Annotated in this window: 8 protein-coding genes; 4 read left to right on the top strand and 4 right to left on the bottom strand. The window is 49.2% G+C overall.

What is annotated here, in order from left to right; genetic code table 11:
* On the bottom strand, positions 1–1,079 hold a 1,079-nt coding region (locus tag MHN01_RS09460; protein ID WP_239411125.1), incomplete at its 3' end, for a carboxylesterase.
* A gap of 139 nt (positions 1,080–1,218) precedes the next feature.
* On the opposite strand from MHN01_RS09460, the gene MHN01_RS09465 reads away from it, so the two are divergent.
* The 4 genes from MHN01_RS09465 to MHN01_RS09480 all read left to right on the top strand — a co-directional run bounded on the left by MHN01_RS09465 (position 1,219) and on the right by MHN01_RS09480 (position 5,060).
* Positions 1,219–1,818, top strand: a complete 600-nt coding sequence (locus tag MHN01_RS09465; RefSeq protein WP_239411126.1) for a TetR/AcrR family transcriptional regulator — start codon at positions 1,219–1,221, stop codon at positions 1,816–1,818.
* Between the two features lie 126 nt (positions 1,819–1,944).
* Entirely contained in the window at positions 1,945–2,982 is a 1,038-nt protein-coding gene (locus tag MHN01_RS09470; RefSeq protein ID WP_239411127.1) for an NADP-dependent oxidoreductase, read from the top strand.
* A gap of 20 nt (positions 2,983–3,002) precedes the next feature.
* Positions 3,003–3,617 carry a glutathione S-transferase family protein gene (locus MHN01_RS09475; RefSeq protein ID WP_239411128.1) on the top strand — a complete coding sequence of 205 codons (615 nt, stop codon included), beginning with the start codon at positions 3,003–3,005 and terminating at the stop codon, positions 3,615–3,617.
* Between the two features lie 321 nt (positions 3,618–3,938).
* Entirely contained in the window at positions 3,939–5,060 is a 1,122-nt protein-coding gene (locus tag MHN01_RS09480; protein WP_239411129.1) for a poly(3-hydroxybutyrate) depolymerase, read from the top strand.
* 141 nt (positions 5,061–5,201) lie between these two features.
* Here the strand turns inward: MHN01_RS09480 and pdxY are convergent, their stop codons facing one another.
* The 3 genes from pdxY to MHN01_RS09495 form a co-directional block, all read right to left on the bottom strand.
* Positions 5,202–6,077 carry a pyridoxal kinase PdxY gene (gene pdxY, locus MHN01_RS09485; RefSeq protein WP_239411130.1) on the bottom strand — a complete coding sequence of 292 codons (876 nt, stop codon included), beginning with the start codon at positions 6,075–6,077 and terminating at the stop codon, positions 5,202–5,204.
* A 421-nt stretch (positions 6,078–6,498) separates the two neighbouring features.
* Positions 6,499–7,752 (bottom strand): aromatic amino acid transporter, encoded by a 1,254-nt coding sequence (locus tag MHN01_RS09490; RefSeq protein WP_239411131.1) that lies wholly within the window; start codon positions 7,750–7,752, stop codon positions 6,499–6,501.
* Between the two features lie 108 nt (positions 7,753–7,860).
* On the bottom strand, positions 7,861–8,169 hold a 309-nt coding region (locus MHN01_RS09495), incomplete at its 5' end, for a beta-eliminating lyase-related protein (RefSeq protein ID WP_239411132.1).

Below are 8,169 nucleotides of genomic sequence, written 5' to 3' on the forward strand. Positions count from 1 at the left end.
GCCTCTGTGTATCCCCAGCCAGAAAACCAGGTTTCAGCCCCCTGCGGACAGTCCTGGGTTTGCGCCTCACTCTGGCCGTTGTTACAAACTCTCAGGCTACCCTCAGTACCGTAAAATACATTATCGGGCGAGAACAACAATCCCATATGGGAGCCGGTACTGATCCGCTGCTGAGGCAGGTTCATGGTAAAGCTTGCCACCCGCTCACCGGTCGGTGGATTATCGCCATACCACACGAGTTGGCTGTTGGGATGAGTAAAGTTTTCACGGAAGATAGTCGACACCTTATCGGTATCAATCACACTATCGCCTTCGCTGACAGCCATAAAGACCGGCTTGGTGTATTGCTTATTCTGCAATGCCTCTCTGACAACTTCTGAGGTTTGGTAATAGACGGCTGCGCCATTCATCGGCAACGAATCATAGCGCGTCATGTTTGTCTCCTCGTCGATATCAGCCCAATCGACAAACCAGGAGGCAACCGACGCAAAACGAACGGTCTCGCTCTTGGGTTTAAACGCAGGCGAGAACAACAAAAGTCCGGCAACATCATCATTGCCAAGCGCTTCATGGGTCACCAGATTGGCTCCGGTTGAGTAGCCACCGAGCCAGACCTCACCCACTTCATCCGCGAGCAACTGCGTATGATGGCTGACAATCGACTGCCAGTCTTCGTAATTCGGCAGCATTAAGTCGGCTGGTTTACTGCCATGGCCGGGCAACAAGACAGTACGAACCAGATAGCCTTGAGCAACCAAATCCTTGGCAATGTCGACATAAGAAAACGGTGAATCACCCAACCCGTGGACCAGCAGCACTCCGCCTTTCGGAGGGGTATCCGGCTTGAGCTCAAATGGCATAACCAGCTCCAGCTCCTGCTGATGCTGATGCTGCTCGGTAATAAAAACCCGGTTACGCTCAAGCCAACTGCGTGTTTGGTCCAGGAACTCCTGGAAAGAGCCCTGCTTATAATCGGCAAGCGCAGCCGATGGCTTCAGCATCGGATCGGCCGTCTGCCCAATACACCCCGATAGGGTTAGCAATACAAGGCTGGTTGCTGCAAGTTTTCTTACTGCCATGATGGAAATACCTGACACTGAATGAAATTAATGACAATCATATTCATTACAAGATGAATGCAATGTGAATATACCTCAAGTCAATAAAGACGAAAAACAGGGCTAGACGACTGGTCTAGTTTGCTTTACTCTTACCGCCATGAACGCACAAACAAATGAAACTCGCCAACATATTCTGGATACCGGTTACGCACTTATCGTCGCCAAAGGGTTTTCGAATGTTGGTCTGTCACAGCTGTTAAAGCATGCCGAAGTACCAAAAGGCTCGTTTTATCACTACTTCAAATCCAAAGAGCAGTTTGGTGAGGCCTTGATCCAGGACTACTTTGCCAACTACCTTAAACGGCTTGATACCTTGCTGTTCAGTGGCCATAACGGCACCGCTTACGATCGCCTTATCAGCTACTGGCAGCGTTGGGTCGACGTTGAAGATGGTGTCTGTGGTGCGCAGAAATGCCTGGTGGTCAAACTGACAGCTGAAGTCTCAGATCTTTCCGAGCCCATGCGTCTGGCGCTACTAGAAGGTGCCACGAGTATTATCTCGGCTATCCGCCAGTGTATTAATGACGGTATGCAAGACGGCTCCATCACAGTAAACGATAGCCAGGAAACCGCCCAGCTACTCTATAATCTGTGGATTGGTGCCAGCCTGATGAGAAAGCTCACACAGGATCAAGCAAGTCTGGAGCTGGCCATGAGAACGACCCAAAACATATTGGTAGGTAAAGCTACCCGCTAAGCAACTAACGAACCTAAATCCCCCGTCAGTATGATGATGGGGATTTTTTTAAATAATTACTAGACGACCGGTCTAATCAAAAACTATAGGCAGGTCACAATAACTGAAATTCAAAAGGAATATACGATGACAGATACGCAAAAGACCAACTCACGTATTGTGTTAGCCTCCCGACCAGTCGGTGCCCCTACTCCGGAAAACTTCCGTCTGGAAGACATTGAAAAGCCCGTTCCGGCAGAGGGCGAAGTATTGCTACGCAGTGTATACCTCTCGCTGGATCCCTACATGCGCGGGCGCATGAACGATGCCAAATCCTACGCCGATCCTGTTGCCGTTGATGATGTGATGGTCGGTGCAACGGTGTGTCAGGTTGTCGAGTCAAACAACCCTGAGTTTGAAATCGGTGAGTGGGTGCTTGCCTACACAGGTTGGCAGAGTTACGGCATTTCTGATGGCGAAGGTCTGCTTAAACTAGGGAAACAACCGACCGCCCCATCCTACGCATTAGGCGTATTGGGTATGCCTGGCTTTACAGCCTATATGGGCTTGCTTGATATCGGCCAGCCAAAGCCAGGTGACACGCTGGTAGTCGCTGCGGCAACCGGTCCGGTGGGTGCGACAGTTGGCCAGATCGGCAAAATTAAAGGTTGTCGGGTGATCGGGGTAGCCGGTGGCGAAGAGAAGTGCCGCTACGCCAAAGAGGTGTTGGGCTTCGACGAGTGTATCGATCACAAGGCGGCGGATTTCGAACAACAGCTCCAGGCTGTCTGCGACAAGGGTATCGATGTCTATTTTGAAAATGTCGGTGGCAAGGTCTTTGACGCGGTGCTGCCATTGCTCAACACCGGAGCCCGCGTACCGGTATGTGGCTTGATCTCCCAGTACAACGCAACTTCGCTGCCAGATGGACCGGACCGTCTCTCGATGCTGATGGGCACACTGCTGATCAAGCGGATCAAGATGCAAGGATTCATCATTTTTGATGACTACGCACATCGCTACAACGAGTTTGCTCAGGACATGACCCAGTGGCTAGCCGAAGGCAAAATCCAGTACCGGGAGCATTTGGTAGAAGGGCTTGATAAGGCACCGGAAGCCTTTATCGGCCTGCTGGAAGGCAAGAACTTCGGCAAACTGGTGATCCAGGTTAACCAGCCACTATAAGCACGAAAAGGAAGCCAACCATGATTACACTGCATCACCTTAATAAATCGCGCTCTAAGCGTATTATCTGGCTGCTGGAAGAACTAGGGCTTGACTACAAAGTTGTGCCATACCAGCGCGATAGCGTGACGTTTCTGGCACCGCCAGAGCTAAAAGCTATTCACCCTCTGGGCAAATCGCCGGTCATTGAAGATGATGGTATGGTGATTGCCGAGTCCGGGGCGATCACTGAATACCTCATCGACAAGCATGCTGCCGGACTATTGTCGCCACAAAAAGGAACGAAGGAATATATCGAGTACTCGCAATGGATGCACTTTGCCGAGAGCTCAGCCATTCTCCCTTTGCTGCTGAAACTGTTCGTCGACAAAGATGGTTGTGAAACCAACTTCCTCGCCGGTTATGCCGATGCCGAGATAGCTAAGGTCATCAGCTATTTTGACCAGTCACTCGAGGGAAAACGCTACCTGGTGGCCGACAAACTCACCGGGGCAGACATTATGATGTCCTTTATTGTCGAGATATTAGCGAACAACAACACACTGAGCAGCTTCCCCAACATTGCCGTTTACGCCAAGCAGCTCAGCACCCATGCCGCTTTTCGCAAAGCCGATGACATAGAGGCCAGTCACTAACACAGCCTTCAGACAACAGAGCGCCCCCGAATAATCTCGGGCCGCTTATACCCAAGCTTCCTCAAGATGCAGGATTCAGAGTGAGTGCATCTTGTAGTCGTTTGGGTATATTTATTTGAGCTAGTTTAACGTTCCTTGCAAACCCCCGGCACCTATCACTTCACAATCCTGTCTCACTCGCAAATCCTCCTTATCAAGGCATAAGCCAAAACGTAAATATTCTTATGTCTGCATATTCTTTCTTCAGCTTATAGCCCAGCATTCTATAAACATATCAATCACTAACCTTTTGTTAATATTCTAATTTATCAGGAGACAAAAATGATAAAGGAACTTAAGCTCACCCTTGCTCTGTTGTCTGTTTTATTCAGTGCTTTATTAAGTACTACTTACAGTAACTATGCCCTTGCGGCAAAAACAGAACTACCGGCCCTGAACGCGCTCCCCGACGCGACCTCTATCTCCGGACTGTCTTCCGGTGCCTTCATGGCAGCCCAGTTTCACGTCGCCTATTCCGAAGAACTGGTCGGTGCCGGAATTGTTGCCGGGGGGCCATGGAACTGTGCTGGCAACAATCCCTTTAGCAACCCGTTCATCACGCCGATCCTGACCGCTACCACGACCTGTATGAATCCCTGCAAAGGCAGTATTGTCGGTTGTCCGTCCATGATGTATCCGAACAGTGCTTTTCTGGTCGATCTTGCCAAGCAAACCGCCCGTATCGGCAAAATCGATCCTGTCGACAACCTGAAAGATGACAAGGTGTATATCTTCTCGGGTGCCAGTGACGAAACTGTCGTCACCGGTGTGGTCGATACCACCGCGGAGTTCTACCAGAAACTCGGCGTCGGCGATGACCAGATCCTCTACAACAACCACGTGGATGCAGGCCACGCCTTTATCACCACAGATCAAAATGATACCCCGTGTAGCAAAACGAAATCACCGTTTATCAACGACTGCGACATTCCACAGGCCCAGCGTATTCTCAAGCATATCTATGGTAATCAGAAACCTGCGGCCAAAACGTTAACTGGCGAGCTGATTGAGTTTGATCAGAGTGTCTTCTTTGACGATCCGCTGACGAGCATGAACGAGACCGCCTTTGTCTATGTGCCGGAAAACTGCCAGACCGAGCAATGCAAGGTCCACGTTGCGGTGCATGGTTGTGAGCAGGGAGTCTCAGTGATCGGGACCACCTATGTAAAAGAAACCGGGTATCTGGAAGCGGCCGATACCAACAGTACGATTGTGCTCTTCCCACAGGTTAAAAAATCATCGCTAAATCCCATGAACCCGAAAGGGTGCTGGGATTTCTGGGGCTACAGTACCAATAACTTGCCACCGTATAACTATTACAGCAAAGAAGCACCACAGATGGTTGCCATCAATAAAATGATTGCCCGCCTGATCAGCCAGCCGGTGAAACTGACTAAGAACTAACCGCCTTCACCAAGCCTTGAAACCATGCCCAAACAGTGTCGAGGATCCGGACGGGACATGCCGATAAAAAAGCTCTGAGCCAAAACTCAGAGCCTTTTTGATATAGGGATCACTAGATAAATGTTGTTCCCGGCGTTGGTGTTAAGCAGACGTCAGTTGCACATCAAGCATTTCAACTGGGAATGTTTCGCTTGGTTCGACAAGTTCGTTCTGCGCCAGAACGGTTTGCAGCTCCCATTCATTTTGTTGCTGCGTGCGTTTAAGCACCCCGTAACAGGCATCATGGCAATGCTGGAAAGCCTCGCTTGGCGAATTGCCTTTCAGCAAACCGGCGGTAAAGACGGCAGAAATCAGATCACCGACGCCGACAGGTTGCAGTTCAAACGGCAGATGGGGACGCTGGGCAAGAAAACAGCCTTCGCGGGTAGCCAGCATCATGCTGAACTTGTTGTCAGAAATGCAATACAGGTGCTTAACAAGCACAGCCTTAGGCCCTTTTTCCAAAGCAATATGGCAGGCTGTCACAGCATCAGAAAGGGTGTTGATTTCCATCTGCGCAAATTGGCTGAGCTCGAACTGGTTTGGCACGATGACATCAGCGATAGGCATAAGGTCATTGACCAGATGTTCCGCAATACCGGGAGCCACAATACACCCTTTATCTGGCGCGCCCATTACAGGATCGCAGACATAAATCGCAGACGGATTTTGAGCCTTCACTTTTTCGACAGTTCTGATCACCGCCTCACACTGTTCTGCACTTCCTTGATAACCGGTAAGAATCGCCTCACAACGCGATAATGCATCAATATTATCAAGGCCTTGAACCAGCTCATCGATATCTGACGCTGAAAAGGCACGCCCAGTCCAACCTTGTTTATATTGGGTATGGTTGGAAAATTGGACAGTATGAATTGGCCATACTTCAAATCCCATTCTTTGCATCGGAAAAACCGCCGAGCTATTGCCTGCATGCCCGTATGCCACATGAGATTGAATAGATAGAATGCCGCGCATAATGTTTTCCTTTCTAAATACCGAAGTGCCTCAAGAAACTCGTCGCGGCGAGTATGGAGATAGCTCAGGTATTACTTTATTTAGAAACAGTCCAAACTGTATTTCTCAGGAAGAGAGAATGAACAACACAATTTGGCAGTATTTTTATTTTTGTTAATGGCAGTTAAAGGTAATTGTCATTAGATTTCAGCTCGCAATTCATATCGAAATTACATATTGAGTCGCGCTGATACGGCCTAGAATTTATCATACATTTAAACATCATGATAGCGGCCAGAAAGAGTGGTTTGTGGGTATAAACTATAAGTTTATAAACTATAGGTTAATAGTGAATATTTCCGATAAAAATTGGCTATCTTTCTCTGCACAGGCAACATCCAAATAAGATAACCAATCCCAAGTAATATCGACTAATGTTTTCTTAGCCTGTAAACGCCGGAAGAATACCCAGCATCGCCATAAAGTGGAATACCGCAGTTAATATCCCGAAGCCTATCACCACCGCAATCATTATCTGGCCACCCGGAGCCCGGAAACCTTCACGACCATTTGCTAATGTTCTCGACTTTCTGACCAGCAGGGCCGGAATAATACAGGTCCACACCGTTGCGGCAGCGCCGGCATAACCAATGGCAATCACAAAACCAAACGGGAACAGCAGTGACATAACCAAAGGCGGCAGGAAGGTCACCGCCCAGGTTTTTGCACGACCTTGTCTGGTATCTTCAAATTTGAACAGATCAGCCAGGTAATCAAACACCCCGAGCCCAACCCCGATAAATGAAGACAGAATGGCCGCCATCGAGAAAGCATTGATCGCATTCGCTACTTTTTCGGACTCAATCACAGAGCCCAGCGCGGTCAGTAAGGCATCCACATTACCGCCCTGCTCGATCACCGGGCCAAACTGGTTTCTAGGCAAGTTGCCAAAAATGCTGAATAGCCACAGGAAGTACAGCCCAAGTGCAATCGTGGTGCCGCCCAGAATCGCTTTCTTGGCTTTGCTTTCATCCCCGTAATAGGCACGCATCGACGAAACCGAGTGGTGATAACCAAAGGATGTCAGCGCGACAGGCAGCATAGCCATTGCGTAAGGTGCATAGTTTGCTTTCTCATTAATACTGTCAAACAGTACGGACATATCAACCTTAACGGCGAGCCCTGACACACCGAACGCGAAGCTTAAGACCATAAATATAATGAGCAAAACAGAGATGCGGTCTACTGCTCGTGTTGAATGCCACACGAAAGCCGAGAATACCAGAACAAACAAAACTGAACTGATTTTGCTGTCGATGCCCAACACATCCTGAAGGATAAGGCCGGAAGAGGTGATGTAGGCGTAGAGCAATATCCCGCCGACAAAATACACCATCAGGTTATTAAACATGTTGGCCTTATCACCAAGCATGTCTTTCGTTACCGTGTTGAACGACACCTTTAAGTCATAATGTTTAAAGGCCTCCAGCAGCATCCATCCCGACACTGTCATGACGACCATAGTCAATGTGATCGCCAATACGGACCAGATTGTCCATGCCCCTGCGCCGGCACTGGGCAAACCGAGCATTCCGGCCCCGACGCAAACACTGGCGATAATGCATGCCCCGCCAATTAACGACGGATGCTTTTCCTTCACTGTATCACTTACCACTAACGACGGACTTTTATCCATAATTCAGTCACTCTTCTAATTTCACGTTATTGGAACCATGAACCTAAACTGTTTTTTTATGTCTGTGTTTAGGAAAAGAGCGCCCGTCGGGGCGCTCTTTTAAGGTTGTTATGCTTCTTCCAGTACCTTGATTTCCGGCGTCTTTACTGCCGGCTTCACAGGCTCAACTTCCTTGAGGCGTGCCGTAAAGTGACGAAGTACCGGAGGCTCGTAGGTGAACTCCAGCCCTTTCACGTTTGCCGCGTTCTTCTTCACTTCTTCAAAGGCCTCGATAATGAAGTCCATATGAGTCTGGGTGTAAGTTGCACGCGGGATAGTCAGGCGAAGCAACTCGGCAGGACACGGATGTTGCTTACCCGTCGCAGGATCGCGGCCAAGCAGCAATGAGCCGATTTCAACCGCACGGATCCCCGCCAC

The organism is Photobacterium sp. OFAV2-7 (assembly GCF_022347985.1).
Taxonomy (GTDB): Bacteria; Pseudomonadota; Gammaproteobacteria; order Enterobacterales; family Vibrionaceae; genus Photobacterium.

What these genes read in the sequence shown, in the direction of transcription:
- MHN01_RS09490 (WP_239411131.1), bottom strand. Translation starts at nt 7,752, where the DNA reads ATGGATAAAAGTCCGTCGTTAGTGGTAAGTGATACAGTGAAGGAAAAG.
- MHN01_RS09470 (WP_239411127.1), top strand. Translation starts at nt 1,945, where the DNA reads ATGACAGATACGCAAAAGACCAACTCACGTATTGTGTTAGCCTCCCGA.
- MHN01_RS09465 (WP_239411126.1), top strand. Translation starts at nt 1,219, where the DNA reads ATGAACGCACAAACAAATGAAACTCGCCAACATATTCTGGATACCGGT.
- pdxY (WP_239411130.1), bottom strand. Translation starts at nt 6,077, where the DNA reads ATGCGCGGCATTCTATCTATTCAATCTCATGTGGCATACGGGCATGCA.
- MHN01_RS09475 (WP_239411128.1), top strand. Translation starts at nt 3,003, where the DNA reads ATGATTACACTGCATCACCTTAATAAATCGCGCTCTAAGCGTATTATC.
- MHN01_RS09480 (WP_239411129.1), top strand. Translation starts at nt 3,939, where the DNA reads ATGATAAAGGAACTTAAGCTCACCCTTGCTCTGTTGTCTGTTTTATTC.